The organism is Neobacillus sp. GCM10023253, from assembly GCF_042653105.1.
Classification (GTDB): domain Bacteria; phylum Bacillota; class Bacilli; order Bacillales; family Cytobacillaceae; genus Neobacillus; species Neobacillus citreus.
Genome location: NZ_JBHSHV010000012.1, coordinates 678,679 through 698,118 on the forward strand (window position 1 = coordinate 678,679; position 19,440 = coordinate 698,118).

General features: G+C 40.9%; 22 protein-coding genes and 1 riboswitch. Of the genes, 10 read left to right on the forward strand and 12 right to left on the reverse strand.

Annotated features, from left to right (window positions below; translation table 11 throughout):
- Window positions 1–188: 188 nt before the first annotated feature.
- Both ACFPA1_RS17510 and ACFPA1_RS17515 read left to right on the forward strand, forming a co-directional pair.
- Window positions 189–1,151, forward strand: a complete 963-nt coding sequence (locus ACFPA1_RS17510; RefSeq protein WP_378584359.1) for a TIGR01212 family radical SAM protein — start codon at window positions 189–191, stop codon at window positions 1,149–1,151.
- Entirely contained in the window at window positions 1,148–1,720 is a 573-nt protein-coding gene (locus ACFPA1_RS17515) for a tRNA (mnm(5)s(2)U34)-methyltransferase (protein ID WP_378584361.1), read from the forward strand. Before ACFPA1_RS17510 ends, ACFPA1_RS17515 begins: the two co-directional genes overlap by 4 nt.
- Window positions 1,721–1,752: 32 nt before the next feature.
- On the opposite strand, the gene ACFPA1_RS17520 is transcribed toward ACFPA1_RS17515, so the two are convergent.
- Together ACFPA1_RS17520 and ACFPA1_RS17525 are read right to left on the reverse strand one after the other, a co-directional pair.
- A complete protein-coding gene (locus ACFPA1_RS17520; protein ID WP_213144544.1) occupies window positions 1,753–2,838 on the reverse strand; it encodes a tetraprenyl-beta-curcumene synthase family protein in 1,086 nt (361 codons plus the stop codon).
- A gap of 18 nt (window positions 2,839–2,856) precedes the next feature.
- Window positions 2,857–3,660 carry an alpha/beta hydrolase gene (locus ACFPA1_RS17525; RefSeq protein ID WP_213144543.1) on the reverse strand — a complete coding sequence of 268 codons (804 nt, stop codon included), beginning with the start codon at window positions 3,658–3,660 and terminating at the stop codon, window positions 2,857–2,859.
- A gap of 153 nt (window positions 3,661–3,813) precedes the next feature.
- Here ACFPA1_RS17525 and ACFPA1_RS17530 point away from each other — a divergent pair, with 153 nt between their 5' ends.
- Window positions 3,814–4,320, forward strand: a complete 507-nt coding sequence (locus tag ACFPA1_RS17530; protein WP_213145268.1) for a gamma carbonic anhydrase family protein — start codon at window positions 3,814–3,816, stop codon at window positions 4,318–4,320.
- A 152-nt stretch (window positions 4,321–4,472) separates the two neighbouring features.
- Here the strand turns inward: ACFPA1_RS17530 and asnB are convergent, their stop codons facing one another.
- Entirely contained in the window at window positions 4,473–6,371 is a 1,899-nt protein-coding gene (asnB, locus tag ACFPA1_RS17535; protein ID WP_378584363.1) for an asparagine synthase (glutamine-hydrolyzing), read from the reverse strand.
- A gap of 232 nt (window positions 6,372–6,603) precedes the next feature.
- Window positions 6,604–7,806: a methionine adenosyltransferase gene (metK, locus tag ACFPA1_RS17540; protein ID WP_378584364.1), complete on the reverse strand. Its 1,203-nt coding sequence runs from the start codon at window positions 7,804–7,806 to the stop codon at window positions 6,604–6,606.
- A 265-nt stretch (window positions 7,807–8,071) separates the two neighbouring features.
- Window positions 8,072–8,205: riboswitch (SAM riboswitch) on the reverse strand.
- Window positions 8,206–8,468: 263 nt separating this feature from the next.
- On the opposite strand from metK, the gene pckA reads away from it, so the two are divergent.
- A complete protein-coding gene (pckA, locus tag ACFPA1_RS17545) occupies window positions 8,469–10,055 on the forward strand; it encodes a phosphoenolpyruvate carboxykinase (ATP) (protein ID WP_378584365.1) in 1,587 nt (528 codons plus the stop codon).
- Window positions 10,056–10,099: 44 nt separating this feature from the next.
- Here pckA and ACFPA1_RS17550 read toward each other — a convergent pair whose 3' ends face one another.
- From ACFPA1_RS17550 to ACFPA1_RS17565, 4 genes are all read right to left on the reverse strand, one after another.
- Window positions 10,100–11,050: a hypothetical protein gene (locus ACFPA1_RS17550; RefSeq protein ID WP_378584367.1), complete on the reverse strand. Its 951-nt coding sequence runs from the start codon at window positions 11,048–11,050 to the stop codon at window positions 10,100–10,102.
- Complete coding sequence (locus tag ACFPA1_RS17555; protein WP_378584368.1) at window positions 11,031–11,555, reverse strand: RNA polymerase sigma factor; 525 nt, start codon at window positions 11,553–11,555, stop codon at window positions 11,031–11,033. The genes ACFPA1_RS17550 and ACFPA1_RS17555 overlap by 20 nt, the downstream gene beginning before the upstream one ends.
- Window positions 11,556–11,654: 99 nt before the next feature.
- On the reverse strand, window positions 11,655–11,897 hold the full coding sequence (locus ACFPA1_RS17560; protein WP_213144537.1) for a DUF2584 domain-containing protein: 243 nt from the start codon (window positions 11,895–11,897) through the stop codon (window positions 11,655–11,657).
- 41 nt (window positions 11,898–11,938) lie between these two features.
- Window positions 11,939–12,727 carry an alpha/beta hydrolase family protein gene (locus tag ACFPA1_RS17565; protein WP_378584369.1) on the reverse strand — a complete coding sequence of 263 codons (789 nt, stop codon included), beginning with the start codon at window positions 12,725–12,727 and terminating at the stop codon, window positions 11,939–11,941.
- 902 nt (window positions 12,728–13,629) lie between these two features.
- Between ACFPA1_RS17565 and ACFPA1_RS17570 the strand changes: the two genes are divergently transcribed.
- The 3 genes from ACFPA1_RS17570 to ACFPA1_RS17580 are packed head-to-tail and all read left to right on the forward strand — an operon-like array spanning window position 13,630 to window position 16,231.
- Window positions 13,630–14,646, forward strand: coding sequence for an ABC transporter substrate-binding protein (locus ACFPA1_RS17570; RefSeq protein ID WP_378584371.1), 1,017 nt, complete (start codon window positions 13,630–13,632; stop codon window positions 14,644–14,646).
- 21 nt (window positions 14,647–14,667) lie between these two features.
- Complete coding sequence (locus ACFPA1_RS17575; RefSeq protein WP_378584373.1) at window positions 14,668–15,444, forward strand: ABC transporter ATP-binding protein; 777 nt, start codon at window positions 14,668–14,670, stop codon at window positions 15,442–15,444.
- Window positions 15,425–16,231 carry an ABC transporter permease gene (locus tag ACFPA1_RS17580; RefSeq protein ID WP_378584374.1) on the forward strand — a complete coding sequence of 269 codons (807 nt, stop codon included), beginning with the start codon at window positions 15,425–15,427 and terminating at the stop codon, window positions 16,229–16,231. Before ACFPA1_RS17575 ends, ACFPA1_RS17580 begins: the two co-directional genes overlap by 20 nt.
- Before the next feature lie 22 nt (window positions 16,232–16,253).
- On the opposite strand, the gene ytkD is transcribed toward ACFPA1_RS17580, so the two are convergent.
- Together ytkD and ACFPA1_RS17590 are read right to left on the reverse strand one after the other, a co-directional pair.
- The gene (gene ytkD, locus ACFPA1_RS17585; RefSeq protein ID WP_213144532.1) at window positions 16,254–16,733 is read right to left on the reverse strand and encodes an RNA deprotection pyrophosphohydrolase; all 480 of its coding nucleotides are present in this window, start codon (window positions 16,731–16,733) and stop codon (window positions 16,254–16,256) included.
- Between the two features lie 81 nt (window positions 16,734–16,814).
- Window positions 16,815–17,135 (reverse strand): hydrolase, encoded by a 321-nt coding sequence (locus ACFPA1_RS17590; protein WP_378584376.1) that lies wholly within the window; start codon window positions 17,133–17,135, stop codon window positions 16,815–16,817.
- 224 nt (window positions 17,136–17,359) lie between these two features.
- Here ACFPA1_RS17590 and ACFPA1_RS17595 point away from each other — a divergent pair, with 224 nt between their 5' ends.
- Together ACFPA1_RS17595 and ytzI are read left to right on the forward strand one after the other, a co-directional pair.
- A complete protein-coding gene (locus tag ACFPA1_RS17595; protein WP_213144530.1) occupies window positions 17,360–17,617 on the forward strand; it encodes a DUF6154 family protein in 258 nt (85 codons plus the stop codon).
- A gap of 116 nt (window positions 17,618–17,733) precedes the next feature.
- Entirely contained in the window at window positions 17,734–17,892 is a 159-nt protein-coding gene (ytzI, locus tag ACFPA1_RS17600; RefSeq protein ID WP_338088277.1) for a YtzI protein, read from the forward strand.
- 37 nt (window positions 17,893–17,929) lie between these two features.
- Here the strand turns inward: ytzI and ACFPA1_RS17605 are convergent, their stop codons facing one another.
- The gene (locus ACFPA1_RS17605) at window positions 17,930–18,403 is read right to left on the reverse strand and encodes an S-ribosylhomocysteine lyase (protein ID WP_213144528.1); all 474 of its coding nucleotides are present in this window, start codon (window positions 18,401–18,403) and stop codon (window positions 17,930–17,932) included.
- A 141-nt stretch (window positions 18,404–18,544) separates the two neighbouring features.
- On the opposite strand from ACFPA1_RS17605, the gene yidD reads away from it, so the two are divergent.
- Window positions 18,545–18,784 (forward strand): membrane protein insertion efficiency factor YidD, encoded by a 240-nt coding sequence (yidD, locus tag ACFPA1_RS17610; protein ID WP_213119822.1) that lies wholly within the window; start codon window positions 18,545–18,547, stop codon window positions 18,782–18,784.
- On the opposite strand, the gene ACFPA1_RS17615 is transcribed toward yidD, so the two are convergent.
- Window positions 18,781–19,353 (reverse strand): beta-class carbonic anhydrase, encoded by a 573-nt coding sequence (locus ACFPA1_RS17615; RefSeq protein ID WP_213144527.1) that lies wholly within the window; start codon window positions 19,351–19,353, stop codon window positions 18,781–18,783. The two genes, yidD and ACFPA1_RS17615, sit on opposite strands and share 4 nt — an antisense overlap.
- Window positions 19,354–19,440 lie beyond the last annotated feature (87 nt).

Here is a 19,440-nt window from a genome sequence, read left to right on the forward strand (position 1 = left end):
CTTGATATGGCCCGACCTAAAATCATTCAATTGAAGCGCACAGCTTCATTTCTTATTTTGTTCCTCATTCTTTTTCCTATTACACGATTGAATTGATAAATCCTGGCAGTGATAAATACTGTTGGATAAGGAATTCCTTCATGATAAAATTGAATTTATGCAATTAATTATAAAGGAGTTTTTCCTGAATGTTTCAGACGAAACCTTTTCCATATGCAACTGATGATAAGCGTTACCATACATGGAATTACCACCTGCGCCAGCAATTTGGTCACAAGGTGTTTAAAGTAGCCTTAGACGGTGGCTTTGACTGCCCGAATCGTGACGGTACCGTTGCTCACGGCGGCTGTACGTTTTGCAGCGCCGCAGGATCAGGCGATTTTGCCGGAAACCGGATCGAAAGCTTGGAGAAACAATTCAACGATATAAAAACAAAAATGCACACGAAATGGAAAGACGGCAAATATATGGCCTACTTCCAAGCATTCACCAACACCCATGCTCCTGTCGAGGTTCTTCGTGAAAAATACGAAACGGTTCTTAAGCAGGAAGGAGTAGTAGGTTTGTCGATTGCAACACGGCCTGACTGTCTTCCAGATGATGTTGTGGAATACTTGGCCGAACTAAATGAAAGAACTTATTTGTGGGTTGAGCTTGGCTTGCAGACTGTTCATGAACGAACCGGTGGGCTCATCAATCGGGCCCATGATTTTCAGTGTTATGTCAATGGTGTGGCCAAATTAAGAAAGCATGGTATTAGAATTTGCACCCATATTATTAACGGACTCCCGCTTGAAACCTATGACATGATGATGGAAACTGCGCGAGAGGTCGCAAAGTTGGATGTGGAGGGCATTAAAATCCACCTTCTGCATCTGTTAAAAGGAACGCCAATGGTAAAGCAATACGAAAAAGGAATGCTCGAGTTTTTATCAAAGGAAGACTATGTAAACTTAGTATGCGACCAATTGGAAATTTTACCGTCGAAAATGATTGTTCACCGAATTACCGGTGACGGACCGATTGATTTAATGGTTGGACCGATGTGGAGCGTTAATAAGTGGGAAGTCTTAAACAGTATTGATGCAGAATTAAAAAGAAGGGAAAGCTGGCAAGGTAAGTTTTTTCAAGAGGGGTTTGTTGACCGATGAAAATGGAAAGAATTCTTCCGTATGCCAGAAAACTACTTCAAAAAGCAGTTAGCCAAGGTGATATAGTTGTGGATGCCACATTAGGGAATGGGCATGATACTGTATTTCTCGCTGACCTGGTTGGAGAAAGCGGCCATGTTTTTGGTTTTGATGTTCAGGTACAAGCAGTGCAGGCTGCTCAACAACGATTAAAACAGCAAGGGCTGTTAGAACGGGCCACTCTTTTTCACGCCGGTCATGAAAAATCCGCCGAGCTTATACCAGCAGCGTATCACAGTAAGATTACTGGTGCTATTTTTAACCTCGGCTACTTGCCAGGCAGCGACAAAACGATTGTCACTCGGCCTGAGACAACCGTCACCGCGATTGAACAATTGCTTGAACTGATGGCTCCTGAAGGAATTATCGTTCTTGTTATATACCATGGTCATGAAGGAGGCGCGATTGAGCGCGATGCCCTTTTGGAATTCTGCCGCAGCCTGGACCAAAATTTAGCACATGTCCTGCAATATCAATTCATCAATCAAAAAAACAATCCGCCATTTATTGTGGCGATTGAAAAAAAATAGCAAAAACCAGGCGGGTGCCTGGTTTTTTATTATTACATTTTCAAAAGCAGCCGAGTCACAAATGATGGCATCGCTTTTTGCAAAGAACGGTACATTAGTCCATTAAAATAAAAGAAATAGCTAATCCAGCCGCCTGCTTTGATGACTTTTTTGGCAAGCTTCCTGACATCCCTCTGCTTACGGACCTTCGAGTCGGATAAATAGATGCCAAGCAAGCCGCGATTAATAAGCTGATGAAATCCTTTGTGAGGAAGAAACTCGGTATGCCTGTCCGCTTCCACGACAAAATGCTTTAAGCGATTAAACAGGGTTTCCTGGTTTTCGTAATAAAAGCAGAAATTTAGGTCGCCTCCTGCCATATCCTCCTCTTGGTCAATAAAATAATCCAAAAGAATATGCAGGCCTTGTATGTAAGGGAAATAGCCATTACGGATATTTTCAGCATCGCTGGCTGTAAAATCATCCCGCATCGCGTAAGACACTAGACAAAATATTCCTAATGTCGAACCCGAGCAGGCTGAGAACTCGTACCATTCCATTTTCGGCAAGTGGTTTTGATGGCGTTGAAACCAATTTTCAAGCCTGGGCACCCGTTCTTCCTTTTTTACATGCTTGTGAATTTGCAAATCACAATAGTATTCGCAAAGTTCAAGCAGATATTCTTTTATAAATTCATAATGTTTCAATTCCCTTAAAACACTGCGGCATGTCTCTGACAAATCATTTAAATAACCGCCGTCATCCTGGTCCTCGCGAAGACGGTAATAGTTTTTCCGATCCGCATGTAATACAAGGGCATCCGACATCGATTCATGAAGAGCCGCAAAATCATTTGGATCAAGTGATGTGCTCCGGTCACAAAGATTGTCCAAGTAATCGCTAATTGTTTGGTAGGCGACGATAAACTTGACCGCCTTTTTATAGTGCTCATTTGCGGTCAAAGCCATTATGGCACCGCCTTCACAATGAAATGTCTTATGCTCGATGCTGGCAAGTGCCTGCTTCCTGAGTTCCGGATTAGGAATTTTTTCGGCGCGATTTTTCCAATACGCCAATTCTTGATGGACAGTCGGAATGATTTTGCGATAAACCCTAGACATAAGGGTGATTGGCTTCATGGAAAAAGTCCCCCCATTCTAAACGATATAACCGATGGCTTTTAACTGGCTGTAAACAAAATCCTTAGCATATTCAAATACTTCTTCCCGTTCGGGTTCATTAAAAATTTCGTGGTAGCATTTTGGCCATTCCTTAAATCTCTTTTCAGACAGTGGAACACGATTAAACCAATCCTTAACATGAGCCTTGTTTACGATTTTGTCATCCCCGCCCTGCATTACCAGCATAGGGACATCACGTGTTTTTCCGAGGTTAAGGAAAGCTTGTTTGATGGCATCCGCAAGTTCACGATACCATCTTACCGAAACCTTTGTCACGTAAAGAGTATCATTCGAATCAGCTTCCCTGACATCCTCATTCCTCGTTGCCATTTGTACTGTCAGCCCTGAATTCATTCTAAAGGACGGAAAAACCACATTTAAGGCATAGGAAAGAAAGTTTAACAATTTGGATGGCGGCTTGATTAAGCCTAAACATGGAGAGGACAAAATCACGCCAGCAATGTTTACTCTTTCTTCTTGAAGGAGTCGAATAGTAATCAACCCGCCCATACTATGGCCCAGCAAAAAAACAGGCAATTCATATCGATAGGCTGCTTGAACCCAATCTTTTACTTCAAATATGTATTCATCAAAGGAATCGATATGTCCGCGGCGCGATCGCGTTGTCATTCCCTGCCCGGGAAGGTCGGCCATAATGACATGAAAGCCGGACGTGCGCCACATCTCAATCAGCCATCCGTATCGGCGATGGTGCTCCATGGCGCCGTGAACCATGACAATAACAGCCTTCGCTTCCCCTTCTGCTTCCCACTTCCACATAACTGATCCCCCTAAAACGTTATCATTTTTTGTATTTTACCATATAGGAAAGACTAATAAGAATCTAAATGAATTTTTTAATTGCGATATTTTTTGTCATTCCTTGGCTTGATTCGTTAAAATAGAATTATCATTCAAAAAGGAGCGAGCATGATGATTTACCCTTTTAAAGATAAATACCCTGTTATTTCCGACACTGCCTATATTGCAGATTATGTAACCATTACAGGAGATGTTGAAATCGGCGATGAATCCAGCGTCTGGTTTAATTCCGTTATTAGAGGCGATGTAGCGCCGACAAGAATCGGTAACAAAGTAAACATCCAGGACAATTCCGTCCTGCATCAAAGCCCAAATAACCCACTTATTTTAGAGGATGAAGTGACCGTTGGCCATCAAGTCATATTACATAGCTGCATCATCCGAAAAGGAGCACTTATTGGAATGGGATCGATTATTTTGGACCAGGCGGAAATTGGCGAAGGTGCCTTTATTGGTGCTGGCAGTCTTGTTCCGCAAGGCAAAAAAATCCCTCCTAATACATTAGCATTTGGAAGACCAGCTAAAGTTATTAGAGAAATCACTCCTGAAGATATTAAGGAAATGGAAAGAATCACAAGAGAATATGCAGAAAAAGGGCAATTTTATAAATCCCTGTAAATGATAACTCGCCGATTGGCAAGTCCGATAGGACGAAGACAGAGGCGTAGTTGAATTTATGCGTTAGGAAAGTATAAATTTGAAAAAATTTATACTTTCCTATTAGCCAAAAAGGCACCCAATCTTAACGATGGGTGCCTTTACTTTTCCATTTATCTGCTCGCTAATACTATATCTTTTTTATACTCGCTTTGAAAGGAGTATACTCCTTCAACATACACCTGATGCCAAACCATAAACATAAGAACAGTCCAAATCTTTCGACTGTTGTCAGCTTTATCCTGACAATGGTCATCAAGAAGCTTTAACAGGTACGTCTTATTGATTAAATGGTCTGTCTGGCTTTCACGAATGATATTTTTTGCCCAATCATTCATCTCAGCCTTTAGCCAGTGGCGGATAGGAACAGGGAAGCCAAGCTTCTTCCGGTTTAGAACATGATCAGGAACGACCCCTTCGGCGGCCTTCCGCAAAACGTACTTAGTAGTGCCGTTAGCTGTTTTCAAGCTAGTTGGGATTTTCGAGGCTACTTCAAATACTGCCTTATCTAAGAACGGCACGCGCAGTTCCAATGAATGAGCCATCGTCATTTTATCAGCCTTTAGTAAAATATCGCCGCGCATCCAAGTATGGATATCGATATATTGCATCCTGTCAACCGGATCATAACCTCTTGATTCCTCATAAAGAGGCTTGGTGATATCGGTATAGTTCAAGCCTTCACGATAGACACTCAAAAGCTCACGTTTTTCCGCTTCGTCGAACATCTTGGCATTACCAATGTAGCGCTGCTCCATCGGTGTCACCCCGCGTTCAATAAAGCTCTTTCCTTTCATCCCTTCCGGAAGCATATCGGCAATTCCTTTTAGAAGTACCTTTCCGACTCTAGGAATTTTATTAAAAATCTCCAAATCGCCAGGCTCGCGGTAAATATTATAGCCGCCAAACAATTCATCAGCGCCTTCGCCTGAAAGAACAACCGTAACATGCTTTCTCGCTTCACGGGCGACAAAATATAATGGAACACAGGCTGGGTCGGCAAGCGGGTCATCCATATGCCAAATAATTTTCGGAACTTCTTTCATATATTCCTCAGGCGTAATGATATAACTGATGTTTTCTACGCCAAGCTTTTCAGCTGTTTCCTTGGCGACATCAATTTCACTGAAGCCATTGTGCTCAAATCCGACGGAAAACGTTTTAATAGCCGGATGGAATTGCTTTGCAATCGAGGCAATGATGGAAGAGTCAATCCCACCTGATAAGAAGGAACCAACCGGAACATCACTGCGCATATGCTTTTCAACCGAATCAAACAGAATATCACGGATTTCCTTTACGAAATCATCTTCCGATTTTAGTACTGGGTGAAAATGTGCCTTCCAGTAGCGGTTCATTTCCATCTTCGAGCCGATTTTTTTTGTAAAATAATGGCCTGGTTCAAGCTTTTTAATTCCTTCAGATAGGGTATCAGGTTCTGGAACAAACTGATAGGTTAAATAATGCTGCAAGGAATCATAATCCAGCACATCATTTTTAAGAGCCAGCAAAATGCTCTTTTTCTCAGAAGCAAAGAAGGTTCTGTCACCATCCTCCATATAAAAGAATGGTTTAATTCCAAACGGATCTCGTGCCCCATAAAGTGTTTGTTCCTGCTTATCCCAGATAACAAAAGCAAACATCCCGCGCAAGCGTTCAACTGCTTTTTCTTTTAGATGGCTGTAGAGGGCAATGATAACCTCTGTATCAGAGCTTGTGGAAAAAGTTAGTCCTTCTTTGAGCAACTCTTCACGAAGCTCGACATAGTTATAAATTTCACCGTTAAAAATAATCCAGTATCTTTCGTTTTCATACGTTAGCGGCTGGTGCCCGGATTCAATATCAATGATACTTAACCGGCGGAAACCAAATTGAATATGATCATCATAATAATAACCATCATCATCTGGTCCACGATGGGTTATAATATCGTTCATATTTTTAAAAAGCTGCTTTTCTTCGTCACGATAATTTTGCGTTTTGTCATGTACACAACCGATAAAACCGCACATTATGTACCTCACCTACTCTATTTCAAAATATCCTTTTGTAAAAACATACTCTCTAATACTACCACTTTTTTTTCAAAAATGGCACTGTGAACAAAAGGAAAATCATGTATCCTCATTTTTTACTTCAATAGTCCTACTTAAACATTTTATTCCAATTTTTAAAACACTGAACAAGAAAATAGACGTTTAATGAAAAATGGGAGTTACACCTTAATGCAACTCCCACTCCATATTATTTTCCTTCCGCCTGCTCACGTAATGCATCTGCCTTATCAGTGCGTTCCCAAGGAAGATCAACATCCGTACGGCCAAAATGTCCGTAAGCTGCTGTTTGCTTATAGATGGGGCGGCGTAAATCCAGCATTTTAATGATTCCTGCAGGGCGCAGGTCGAAGTTTTTACTTACTAAGTCAACCAATACCGCTTCGCTGACTTTGCCTGTGCCAAAAGTATCGATGGAAATCGATACCGGTCTTGCTACACCAATCGCATAGGCAAGCTGGACTTCACATTTTTCAGCTAAATCTGCTGCGACAATATTTTTTGCAACATAACGTGCAGCATAAGCGGCTGAACGGTCAACCTTTGTCGGGTCCTTACCGGAAAAAGCGCCGCCGCCGTGACGGGCATAGCCTCCGTAAGTATCCACGATAATTTTGCGGCCAGTCAGTCCTGCATCCCCCTGCGGTCCGCCGATTACAAAGCGGCCGGTTGGGTTTATAAAATATTTTGTATTTTCATCAATTAATTCTTTTGGTACAACCGGATTAATGACATGTTCCTTAACATTGCGCTGGATTTGCTCTAGTCCAATTTCCGGATGGTGCTGGGTGGAAATAACAATTGTATCAATCCGAACCGGTTTGTTGTTCTCATCGTATTCGACCGTTACTTGTGTTTTTCCGTCCGGACGAAGGTATGGAAGGATATCCTCTTTACGAACCTCTGTTAACCGGCGGGCAAGCTTATGGGCTAAAGATATTGGAAGAGGCATCAGCTCTTTCGTTTCGTTACAGGCGAAGCCGAACATTAAGCCTTGGTCACCTGCACCAATTGCTTCAATTTCTTTATCAGACATTTGACCTTCACGAGCTTCAAGTGCTTGATTGACACCCATGGCAATGTCAGGAGACTGTTCATCAATAGAGGTTAACACCGCACATGTTTCCGAATCAAAGCCATATTTCGCACGAACGTAGCCAATTTCTTTGATCGTCTCACGAACAATTTTTGGGATATCTACATATGTAGAGGTAGTGATTTCGCCGGCAACTAGAACTAAGCCGGTCGTTACTGATGTTTCAGCAGCTACGCGGGCATTTGCATCCTTTGCTAGAATAGCGTCTAAAATAGAATCAGAAATCTGGTCGCAAATCTTATCAGGATGACCTTCAGTTACTGATTCAGAAGTGAACAAATGGCGTTTTAGTGACATCTGAATTCCTCCTATAATAATGAAATAATGAGGCTGCTTTTTTCAAAGGTTAACACCCTTTCCAAATAACCTCCATTTTGATACGGAACTCATCCCTAATAGTATGAAATAAACATCAGGTTTTTATGAAATACTACCGAAAAAACCCAACCGAAATTCTTTAGAAGATTAGTAAAGCGATTCAAACAGCACGTGTGTTTGCCAAATAGACAAAAAAACCTTTCCATGAGGAAAGGTTGAATGCAAACATTTTGCGTGCCTTTCACTCTTATCGTTCAAGGACAAGCCTTGCATCAGGTTGAGCACCTTTGCCCGAAAAACGACTAAAAATAGACATTTTCCTAGTTGCAGGTTGCTGGGTTTCATAGGGCCTGTCCCTCCACCAGCTCGGGATAAGAGAGTATCCGTTCAAGGTTAAATCATACCCCAGATTCTTAAAGTATGTCAATGTATTTTTTAGCAACATTAACCAAAATATACAATGGAGTATGATACAAAATATGCTTAAACTGTTTTTTTCATGACTTTTTAATCACCTTTAGAATAATGTATAAAATACAGCATAATTTCGTCAATTAGTATAGACTATTATTTTAATTGTGTTATACTATTCAATATTAATATATCAAATTAAAAAAACCATAAAAAGGAAGGTTCATTAAATGAATTCTGTTCATATCCCAAATGAATTAAAGGAATTACTTAATGAAAGTAATGTCCAAGTCCAATTATCTGTGCCGCAGCTAGTTGAAAAAATCCTCAGCAGAAAAGAAGGGACACTCACTTCCACCGGAGCGGTTCGTGTTTCAACAGGAAAATATACTGGGCGGTCTCCCGAAGACAAATTCACTGTTTTGGAGGAGTCAACCAAAGATAAAATTGCCTGGGGTTCTTTAAATCAGCCAATCTCACAAGAAACTTTTGATCATCTTTATAATAAGGTATTAGAATACTTAAAACAGCAAGAAGAAGTTTATGTATTTAAAGGCTTTGCTGGTGCTGATAAGAAATCACAACTGCCGATTCAAGTCATAAATGAATTTGCTTGGCATAATCTTTTTGCCCACCAGTTGTTCATTCGGCCTTCGGAAGATGAACTTCTGACTCATGAAGCTGAATTTACAGTAATTTCTGCCCCTAATTTCAAAGCAGACCCGGCAGTCGACGGTACGAATTCTGAAACCTTCATTATTATATCATTTGAACGCCGCGTAGTTCTAATTGGAGGAACTGAATATGCGGGGGAAATGAAAAAATCAATTTTCTCTGTCATGAACTATTTACTGCCTGAAAACAATATTTTCTCTATGCACTGTTCAGCGAATGTCGGCATTGAAGGGGATGTAGCATTATTCTTCGGTTTATCCGGAACTGGAAAAACAACTCTTTCCGCTGACCCTAATCGCCGTCTAATCGGCGATGATGAGCACGGCTGGTCATCAAATGGCGTCTTTAATATTGAAGGCGGCTGCTATGCAAAATGTATTAATCTATCCCGTGAAAAAGAACCGCAAATCTTTGATGCCATCCGTTTCGGGACCGTTCTTGAAAATGTTGTGATTAACCAGGAATCGAGAATTCCGGATTATGATGATGGAACATTAACAGAAAACACTCGGGCCGCATATCCAATGGAGGCCATTGATAATATTGTCCAGCCTAGCATTGCCGGGCACCCGAATACCATTGTGTTTTTAACTGCAGATGCATTTGGTGTTCTTCCGCCAATCGCTAAATTAACAAGGGAACAAGCAATGTACCATTTCTTAAGCGGATTTACATCAAAGCTTGCTGGAACAGAGCGTGGCATTACTTCACCGCAGGCAACCTTCTCAACCTGTTTTGGTGCACCATTCCTGCCGCTGCCGGCTACACGCTATGCCGAAATGCTAGGAGAAAAAATACTTGAGCATAACGTTAATGTGTTTTTGGTTAATACAGGCTGGACTGGCGGAGAATACGGCGTCGGCAATCGTATGAAACTCTCATATACAAGAGCAATGGTGCAGGCAGCTCTTGAAGGAGAACTAAATCACGTAGAAACCGTTAAGGATACATTCTTTGGCCTAAATATCCCGCTCCATATTGCTGGGGTCCCTGATGAAGTGCTTCAGCCAATGAAAACATGGGCAGATCCTAATGCTTATGAAAAAAAGGCAAAAGAATTGGCAGAGCAATTCCGTGAGAACTTTAAGAAATTCGCTAACGTTGCCGTCGAGATTGAAGAAAAAGGCGGACCAATCGTTTAAACAGTAGAAAAAAGAGGCTGATCTCCAAAATCAGCCTCTTTTTTCTATTTCCCGTCAACTGGTTTCCTTACTTCGACTGCCTCCGATTGCTGGAGAATAGTAAAACGATATTTACCGCTTTTTTTGATGGTAAACCCGCCGCCATACTCCGTAATATGCTTTCCATCCGTTGTCGTATAGTCTGCAACCTTCTTAAAAGTAAATTTCGATTCCTCAGCGGTTTCTAATTGAAATATCTCCAATTCTATTTCATCGGGAAGATTGCTTCCCTCGACTTCAATAAACTCGTGTTCATAAAAGCCGGCATAAAGATCCTCCGCAGAAATCATTAATGTTGATTTGCCAATTGTGATATACGGCTCCTTTACATAAATGGAAAATGCACCAACCTTCTTATCACCAACTGTGAATTGAAGATTCCAAACTCCTGAAAAAGGCAATGGTTTGAAGGTTGTTACAGTGTGAGCATCCGTACCGTAGATTCCTCCAGATAAAGGAGTTTCAGCAAGGTGCTCTTTGACTCCTGTTTTAACGTGGACCGCATCGACCTTGAGAGATTTCGAATAATCATAGTTTCCCCATAAAAAAATCATCATCTTAGCAACGGTGCCTTTATCTTTTGCAATCCAGTCCTGAGGTGCAAGCAGGCTCACCTTGTTTGTGATACCAAAATTACTACCTGCATAAATAGGTTTCCCCTCTTCATTCTTTAATGCAAAATAATCACCCTCTTGGGCTTTGGTTATAACGGAACTGCCGCTGCCGGGATTCTTTTCCTCGGCTGTATTCGTAAAATAGAAAATCGGGGCAATAAGAGCAAGTATGAACAATGCTGCCATAGCCCCCAGTCTTTGGATGTTAAACGGCTTTCTTGGCTTGATTGTGCCTGCTTCACTAATCCTTTTTAACATGTCCGTTCTCTGTTTTGTAGAAAGCTCATGTTTCGGAAAATCCGCCATCATTTCCAGCAGCTCTTTATCCGATAAATTGCTCAAAATATTCACCCTCCTTTAATTGCTCATTTAGTTTTTTCATGGCCCGAAAAAAGGTAACATTCACTTTATTTTCCGACCAGCCAAGAATGTGTCCAGTTTCCTGTGAAGAAAGCTCGGCAATGCCCTTAAGCAAAATTACATCCCGATAATTTGGCTTTAATTCGTTAATCGCTTCATATAAGCGGGCATACTCCTGCTTTTTTAAGATTTTCTCTTCTGTTTGAAGTTCTTTTTGATCAGGTGATTCTCGATTTAATCGTTCCTTCAGCTTTTGCCATACTGATTTTTTTCGATATAAATCAATGGCTGTATTTCTTGCAATGGAAATAAGCCAGGTTTTGGGACTTGCTTCATTTTTAAACCGGGAAAAGGCTTGAAGTGCACGGAGAAAAGTTTCCTGTACCAAATCCTCAACATCTGTCGTTCCGATATAGTAAACAAGAAAATTGGTAACGTCCTTCTCATAATGAATAAACCATTTCTCTATTTGCTGAATCCCTTCCAACCTTACCCCCCCTCTCTATTTGTTATTCTCTATATAAGACGCTATTGTTTGGCAAATCTTACACTTTTCCAAAAGAAAAAAAGCAGGTGATAACACCTGCTAGTTCGTTGAGTTTAAGGATATTAGTTGATATGTTAGTGTTGTGCGGCTGTTTTCCCATTCAACTTTTTTTATTAAAGCTGTACCATTTGAGTTTGTGTCCAGTGTTTTTCTGACATCCACAGGGATTTCAATCGGGTATAATCTGTATCCTTCTTTCACAAGTACAAACAGATTTTCTCCAATCCTTTTTTCATTCCCTTTTGTGACGATTAATGTATTTAATTCAAGAGGCATACCCATAACATATCCGCTCCTCTGCTATTTATATCTTTATATTACCATTATTTGTTTTGCATTTTCATCCACTTCGTCAAATCTTCCACTACTTTTCGGTTAATTGCCGGCGGAAAATAATGTGTGAAATGATCAAAATACCAGCGTTCGACTGGCTTGTCCAGACTTCGCAGCCTTCTTTCAAGACGATAGGCGTGTTCGACAGATACATTTTGGTCGTTTACTCCGTGAATAATCAGGACGGGGGCAGCCAGCCTTTCAAGCTCGAATAAAGGTGTTCTTTCTTGATATCGGTCCGGGAATTTCTCCGGTGTCCCGCCGATGACCCGTTTCATCATCCTTCGTAAATCCTTCCGCTCATAGTAGGTCAAGCTCATGTCACTAACACCGCCCCAGGTGACTAAGGAAGCTGCATCTGGGAATTCAATTCCCGTCAAAAGCGCCATTACTCCGCCGCGGGAAAAACCAAAGATATGTATCCTTTTTACATTAGGAAGTGATTTTAGCAGGTCGTAGGCCGCATAGGCGTCCGCACGGTCCTCTCCTGCAAAATCCTCATTCCCTTCACCGCCCTGATTGCCGCGATAATAGGGGGCAAAAACAATAAAACCCTCCTGAGCAAACTGGGCAATCCGTGCCGGCCGAACTTTGCCGACGCTTTTGATTCCTCCCCGCAAATAAAGAAATCCATCAGTCGTTGGCTCGTTCTTTGGCTCTGCCAGCATCCCTTTTACTCTTAACCCGTTTGAAAGGTAAGTGATTTCCTTTAACTCTACATTAGGGTTTGGCGATGGAAAGCGTTTAATATCGATTATTTTACTGTTGAATGGGGTCATATGTGTCTAATCCTTTTTTTATATTAAGGGTCCTTTGTTAACTCTTGTTTAATGTTTCAATAGCTAGAGTTTATGTGTTTACTTGGATCAGCCAGTAGTTATGGACCCGTCATAACTACCAAACCTTGTTTCCCTTTACCGTTCGGACTTTATAAACCTTTCATAACTACCGGAACCTGATTTACCTTTACCGTTCAGGCGTTATAAACCTTTCATAACTACCTGAATCTGATTTACCTTTACCGTTCGGGCGTTATAAACCTTTCATAACTACCCGAACCTGATTTACCTTTACCTTCGGGCGTTATAAACCTTTCATAACTACCCGAACCTGATTTACCTTTACTTTCGGGCGTTATAAACCTTTCATAACTACCCGAACCTGATTTACCTTTACCGTTCGGGCGTTATAAACCTTTCATAACTACCTGAACCTGATTTACCTTTACCGTTCGGGCGTTATAAACCTTTCATAACTACCTGAACCTGTTTTACCTTTACCGTCCGGGCGTTATAAACCTTTTATAACTACCGGTACCTTGTTTCCCTAACTCCTTCGGGTGTTATAAACCTTTCATAACTACCCGAACCTTGTTTGCCTTTACCGTTCGGGCGTTATAGACCTTTTATAACTACCGGAACCTTGTTTCCCTAACTCGTTCGGGCGTTATAAACCTTTCATAACTACCTGAACCTGATTTACCTTTACCGTCCGGGCGTTATAAACCTTTCATAACTACCCGAACCGGGTATCCCTAACTCGTTTGGGCAATATACTGGCACTTAGCCCTTTTTAAGGTAATATCCCATTAAATAAAAAATTCCCGAACTGGGCATTCACACATTTTTTTCTTTTTCATACGATATTCTAGGCAATCAGCCCAGATAAGGAGGTTAATTTTATGAAAAAATGGTCAAAAATCAGTTTCTCCTTTCTCCTCATCAGTATACTTATGTTTTCCCTAATTGCTTGTAATAAAGATACCGCGAAAGAACCGAAGAAACTGGAAAAGGTCCGTATTGCTGAAGTAACCAGGTCAATCTTCTATGCCCCTCAATATGTTGCTTTATCAAAGGGATTCTTTAAGGATGAAGGTCTTGATGTCACATTAACGACAACACCAGGCGGTGATAAGACAATGACTGCCCTCATCTCGGGCGGCGCCGATGTGGCTCTGGTCGGCTCGGAAACTTCCATTTACGTATATGCTCAAGGGGCAAACGATCCGGTCATCAATTTTGCCCAGCTCACCCAAACTGACGGCACCTTCCTTGTTTCAAGAGAGAAAATTGACAATTTCTCATGGGATCAATTAAAAGGTACGACCTTCCTTGGCCAGCGTAAAGGCGGCATGCCGCAAATGGTTGGTGAATTCGTGTTAAAGAAGCATGGAATTGACCCGCATAAGGATTTAAACCTAATCCAAAATATTGACTTCGCAAACATCGCCAACGCTTTTGCCTCAGGAAGTGGAGAATTTGTTCAATTATTTGAACCAACTGCCAGCATTTTTGAAAAAGAGGGTAAAGGTTTTATTGTTGCCTCCTTCGGAAAGGAATCTGGGCATGTTCCGTATACAACCTTCATGGCTAAACAGAGCTATATAAAAGATAACAAGGACGTTATCGAAAAATTCACAAGAGCAGTCTATAAAGCTCAGCAATGGGTCCAGTCCCACAGTGCTGAGGAAATTGCTAAAGCCGTAGAACCATTCTTCCCTGATACAAACCCTGAAATTATGAAAACTGTTGTCGATCGTTATAAGAGCCAGGGATCCTTTGCCACTAATCCAATTCTTGATGAAGAAGAATGGAATAATCTGCAAAACATCATGAAGGAAGCCGGGGAGCTTCCAAAAGAAGTAAAACATGACACGCTCGTCAATACAGAGATTGCCGAACAAGTCATGAAAAAATAACTCCGAAAGGGAGGCCGGCACATGAGCTTCTTAAAGGTTCAAAATATACAACACACGTATTTTACCAAAGACTCTAGAACCACGGCCCTCTCCGATATTTCGCTTACGGTTGAGGAGGGAGAATTTGTCTCCATCCTCGGCCCTAGCGGCTGTGGAAAGACGACTTTGCTCTCCATTATTTCAAGCTTGATTAAACCAACTCAGGGGACTGTTTTGCTGGAAAATAAGCCGGTATCCACCGCAAATAACGATATTGGCTACATGCTTCAACAGGACTATCTATTTCCTTGGAAAACAATCGAAGAAAATATCCTTTTAGGCCTTAAATTATCAAAACAGCTGACTGAAAAAAACAAGTCAGCTGCCTTAAGCCTGCTCCAGCAAATGGGCTTGGGCGATGTTGAAAAGCAACTGCCAAAACAACTGTCCGGCGGCATGAGGCAGCGAGTTGCCCTTGTAAGGACGCTGGCAACTGAGCCAAAGCTTTTGATGCTTGATGAGCCTTTTTCCGCACTCGATTATCAAACGAAGCTTAAGCTTGAGGATCTTGTTTCGCAAACATTGGATGAGTTTGGAAAGACAGCTATTTTGGTCACACATGATATTGGGGAAGCCATTGCCATGAGTGACCGTGTTTACTTACTGTCATCTCGCCCCGGAAGAATTCACAAAACGTTTGAAATGCCTGAGGAACTGAAAACATTATCCCCATTTAATGCCAGAAATCATGAAGCATATCCAACTTTATTTCAAACGATATGGAAGGAGTTGGAGTCTCTTGAACAAGGAAACGGATAAGGTGGAACTCCTCCATAAAAATTATATTCGCTCATTAAAGGTTGAGAAAAGGTGGATACGGTTTTACCAAGCCATCATTTTCCTGGTCTTTTTCTCAAGCTGGGAGCTTTTTAGCGCAAAACAGTGGATTGACCCGCTCATTTTCAGCTCTCCATCGAAAATTTGGATTCTGTTTATTAATAAATTACAGGATGGTTCACTGTTAACGAATTTGGGTGTGACCTTAACTGAAACGGTATTTGGTTTTATCTTGGGAACCTTTCTAGGTGTGCTGCTGGCCGCAATCCTGTGGTGGTCACCGATGGTTTCCAAAATCCTTGACCCCTATCTAGTTATCCTAAATGCGATGCCAAAAGTGGCGCTTGGGCCCGTTCTGATTGTTGCTTTGAGCCCGGGGTACCCGTCCATCATCGCGATGGGTGCAATTATTTCTGTCATTATCACAACCATCGTTGTATACACAGCCTTTAAAGAAGTAGATCCCAATTATTTAAAAGTGCTGCAAACCTTTGGAGCGACCAGATTTCAATGCTTTAAGGAAGCCATTATTCCCGCCTGCTTTCCAACTATCATTTCTACCTTAAAGGTCAATGTCGGACTTTCATGGGTTGGCGTGATTGTAGGGGAATTCCTCGTTTCCTCTAAAGGGCTTGGCTATATGATTATTTACGGTTTCCAGGTCTTTAATTTTACCCTTGTATTTTTATCGCTATTGGTTATTGCCGTGTTCGCCACGATTATGTATCAGCTTGTTGATTTTCTTGAAAAAAAACTTATCAAAGAATAGGGGATTGCATCAGGGCATTCTTCTATTCTTTTTCGTTTTTATATGCCTCAATGAATTTCAGGCATTCCTCTACAACTCGATCCTTCATGATAAAGCTGTATTCCTTACCATACCGCTTCTTAAGGAGGTCTCCTATGATCCTGACAGGTCCGTATGTCTCGTGATAGCTGCCAGTCTCCTCCATCCTTTTGACTTTCCCCCAGAAAACAGCTTTAACAAATGAACCATTTTCCTCATACACCTTATACTCAGCCAGATACATTAGATCTGAAAAAAATATTCCGGCTTCTTCATATGCTTCACGTTTAGCTGCTTCCTCCAAAGTTTCGCCTGGTTCCCTTTTGCCGCCTGGAAATTCGAGTCCTCTTTTTTTATGGTTCGTTAAAATCCACTCATCACCAAACTGACTTATGACAAGAACATGTTTTACTTCATCTGGAAAGGCATCTTTCTTAAAGGCCATTTCCACGGTATTTCCATGATCATCCAGAAACTGAATCATACCTCTTCCCCGCTTTATTTTTTGATTTAAGTATAAATGAAAAAAGGAAAATCCTAAAGGCTGGGATTTTCCTTTCATTGTTTATGTGTTGGGTAAGATGTTCATGCTTTCAATATGCTTTTTTGCTTCATCGTCACCAAGCTTATGAATCATTCCGTAAATTTGCTGCGTGGTGTTGTCATAATCATCATTCTCACGGTCATAATGATACTGAACATATGGTGTATGTGCTCGAAAAAAGTTTTTCCACTCTGTCGAATAATTTTGATCGAATAACTCACGCAGCTGAGTAATTTCTTCATCATTAGCTTGAATTTGATAGCTCCAAGTTGACGAAGTGGCACTTTGTGAAATCTCACCTGTTCCAATATCTATATAATAGGTTTTCTTTTGTTCACTCATAATTTCATCCCCTTTTAATCTTTAGTAATCCACAAAAATAAAAAATTTATTCGATTACAAAATTCGATTTATTTTTTATAAATGAATACGTTATAATAATCCTAATAAAAAATGACAGAGTTTTCTGTTAATTTAAACAATTGGAAATATGGATTTTTTTAGCTTTGAATGGGAATGGATTAAGTAAGAAGAAAATTTTTGAATGCACATAGGAGGTGCTGGAAATGAAACTTGTCGATGAATTGTATGAAATGTACCGGAACAAACTGACCGGCGATGAAGAGGACATTGATATGCTTGCCTTTGCTTTTTTAGAAGAAATGTCTCACGAGGACTTGATTGCTTTAATTCATGACATGGATAAGCAGGAACTATACGATTTGATGGGGCTTTACCTCATTGAAAGCTTAAAGGGGAAGTTTGCTCAGGAACAATACGGCAGACAGCGGACTCATACTTACTATCCTCGAAATATTCATTGATTTCTACATAATGGCAAAAAGGAAGCTGAATTCATCAGTTTCCTTTTTATTTACAACTAAAAAATAAAAAACATGTTACAATAGAGGGGAAAAAGGGGGAGAAATCTTTGTCTATTGTGATGATCGTATCAATCATTATTGTTTTTGTCGTTCTTTTCTTAGCAGTCATTACAACATCAAAAGCATACACCTACAAGCATACGGTTGACCCGTTGGAAAACAATCAACATTTAAACGATGCAAATGAAAAAGATGATGAGCCAAAGAACGCATAAAAAAATTCCTATTCTTGCTGAATAGGAATTTTTTCTTTTATGCAAATATCTGCTTTAGCTCTTCCTTGTCCTGCTCAAGCCAATAGCGCATTAGGCGCTTTGCCCCTTCTAAAGTATGCAGCTTTGCCTGACCGCACTGCCTTTCATTTCCCGCAGGAACCTCGGTAAGTTCCAAAGCATCCTTCATGGTATCCTCAAGAAGGTCAATGACTTCCTCCACTGTCGGCTCTCCGCTGACGACTAGATAAAAACCCGTTTGGCAGCCCATTGGAGAAATATCAATTATATCAAAGTGGTCATACTTCTCTGCATGCTTGCGGATAGTGTAGGCAAGCATGTGCTCAAGACTATGAATAGCATCCGGCTTCATCGCCTGTTTATTTGGCTGGCAGAAGCGGATATCATATTTATTAACAACACCGTCAGAACCTACCTTATGGACACCACAGTGTCTGACATAAGGAGCTTTCACGGCATTATGATCTAAATCAAAGCTCTCTACTGAAGGCATCCTAATCATCTCCTCTATAAATCTATTCTCTATCATACTATAAATTCCGTATTTTTTCTGCAACGTATTAATTACCAATTTAGACGTTTTATTGGATTTGTGATATCTTGAAGGAAAATTATATTAAAGGAGCAGCTCTATATGCTAAAGAAATTATTCATCGCTCTTATCCGGTTTTATCAAATAGCTATCTCGCCTTTAAAACCGCCTTCCTGCCGCTTTTATCCAACCTGTTCTCATTATGGTCTTGAGGCTGTTCAGCGTTTCGGGGCTATTAAAGGCGGATATTTGGCTATTAAAAGAATCTTGAAATGCCATCCCTTTCATCCAGGCGGAGTCGATCCTGTTCCTGAAAAATGGCAGGACCACAAAAAACATTAATCCTGATTACCGTCGACCACTAAGTCGAGCTTTCCTGTCCTTGGATCAATAACGAGTCCGTGAACAGGCACACCCCCCGGCATAAGCGGATGCTTTTTAATCATCTCGACACTATGCTTTACACTGTCAGTTACACTATCAAAGCCATGCAGCCATTGATTAAAATCAACTCCGGAATAGGCTAGTGTATCAAGTGTTTCCTGACTGACACCCCGTTCCTTCATCTCTGCCACGACTGGTTCTGCTTTCAATCCACTCATCCCGCAATCATGATGTGCAATCACAAAAACCTCTTTTGCCTGAAGCTGATAAAGGGCAATTAAAATGCTACGCATAATACTTCCAAACGGATGAGACACAATCCCCCCGGCATTTTTAATCAGTTTTACGTCCCCATTCCCTAAATTCAAGGCCTTTGGCAAAAGTTCCAGCAGTCTTGTGTCCATACAAGTCAGGATTACTGCTTTTTTATTCGGATATTTAGTTGTCTCATACTTTTCATACTCGCGCTCTTCCACAAATTTTTTATTGAAGTCAAGAATATCATTTAATAATGATGAACTATCCATTTATTCACTCCCCTTTAGGTATCTCTTTTTTAAGGATACATAAAATTCATTCGAATATACAATTTTTTCACTTGCAGAAACGGCAAA